This window comes from Staphylococcus devriesei (assembly GCF_002902625.1).
GTDB lineage: Bacteria > Bacillota > Bacilli > Staphylococcales > Staphylococcaceae > Staphylococcus > Staphylococcus devriesei.
Window position 1 is genome coordinate 1 of the sequence record NZ_PPRG01000091.1, and the last position, 1570, is coordinate 1570.

Here is a 1570-nt window from a genome sequence, read left to right on the forward strand (position 1 = left end):
CTCATAATATGAACAAACTCTTTTATACTATAGAAATATTCTATTTATACATTATTATCGTAAAATAAATTTATTATTAAAATTAAAAATGCCAATCTAATAAGGAATCTTTTATATCAGAATAAATTTTTATTTTTTATGATTTCTATTTTGTTCTTGTATTCTTTTTAACTTTTCAGGAGTAACATCGTTACCTTCCGGATCAATTACTTTTGTACTTTCGATTTGTTTTTTAAAACCTTTTCTAAATGCCTCTAAATATTGTTTTCGTAACTTTGATTGTTCTTTAGCTTCAGCTTCAGTTAAGCCTTTTTCTTTTTTCTTTCGAGCTAATTCATTAATTCTATCTATATTTAAATTTTCTTTAGTCAATACAACCACTCTTTCTATAAGTAAATAAAACGCACTTATTAAACCATTTTTATTACTTCATAGAATATAACAAAAAAGAGATTAGGACAAAAGCTTTAGTTATAAAAGCAAAATATTCCTAATCTCTATATATTATATTTATTCTACTAAAGCGAACACTTTATAGTCATTTTTTTCTGTATTTTTCTCTTTTACGTTCTTACTATTATCATTAATAATAGCCTTTTTAGAAATTGTATGATCAGTAATTTCGTACGTTTGTTCCGTTTGAGAGTTATGATATAAATTCAAGAAAAAAACTAGAAAAACAATGCATGACACTGCTAATACGACCATATTTGTGATGAATTTACTAGTATATTTGTTTAACATTTATTTCCACTCCTAGAACGTTTGTTTGTATTAATACCTTATCAGAACATCTGTTCCTAGTCAACACAAAAACGAACAAATGTTTGTTCGACAATAAAATAAATGCTATAATATAATTAAATAAAACTAGGGAGTGCCTATATATGAGAGAATTAACTAAAAGACAAAGTGAAATATATGATTATATAAAACATGTTGTGCAAACGAAAGGTTATCCACCGAGTGTTCGTGAAATTGGTGAAGCAGTCGGATTAGCCTCTAGTTCAACAGTACACGGCCATTTATCTAGGCTGGAAGAAAAAGGTTATATTAAGAGAGATCCTACAAAACCAAGAGCTATTGAGATTGTAAGCGAACAAACAAATGATGCAGTAAATATGGAAGAAACTATTTATGTTCCTGTAATTGGTAAAGTCACAGCCGGTATTCCTATTACTGCAGTTGAGAACATCGAAGAATATTTTCCACTACCTGAACACTTAACATCTACACATAATAGTGATATTTTCATTCTAAATGTTGTGGGTGAAAGTATGATTGAAGCTGGTATTTTAGATGGAGATAAAGTAATTGTGAGAAGTCAAACAATTGCTGAAAATGGAGATATTATTGTAGCCATGACTGAAGAGGACGAAGCTACAGTAAAACGATTTTTCAAAGAAAAAAATCGTTACAGATTACAACCTGAAAATGCTACTATGAGCCCTATATACCTAGATAACGTTACTGTTATTGGTAAAGTAATAGGTCTCTATAGAGAATTATAGGCTATATTTGTTATCTTTCGTTAAAATCTCTCTTATATATCTGTCTCTTATACACATCT

Annotated in this window: 3 protein-coding genes; 1 reads left to right on the forward strand and 2 read right to left on the reverse strand. The window is 28.3% G+C overall.

Annotated elements, in window-relative coordinates; all coding sequences use genetic code 11:
- Positions 1–129: 129 nt before the first annotated feature.
- Positions 130–372: a DUF896 domain-containing protein gene (locus CD147_RS11300; protein WP_103167552.1), complete on the reverse strand. Its 243-nt coding sequence runs from the start codon at positions 370–372 to the stop codon at positions 130–132.
- 138 nt (positions 373–510) lie between these two features.
- The gene (sosA, locus tag CD147_RS11305) at positions 511–744 is read right to left on the reverse strand and encodes a DNA damage-induced cell division inhibitor SosA (RefSeq protein ID WP_103167553.1); all 234 of its coding nucleotides are present in this window, start codon (positions 742–744) and stop codon (positions 511–513) included.
- Between the two features lie 143 nt (positions 745–887).
- Between sosA and lexA the strand changes: the two genes are divergently transcribed.
- Positions 888–1511, forward strand: coding sequence for a transcriptional repressor LexA (lexA, locus tag CD147_RS11310; RefSeq protein WP_103167554.1), 624 nt, complete (start codon positions 888–890; stop codon positions 1509–1511).
- The last annotated feature ends 59 nt before the right edge of the window (positions 1512–1570 follow it).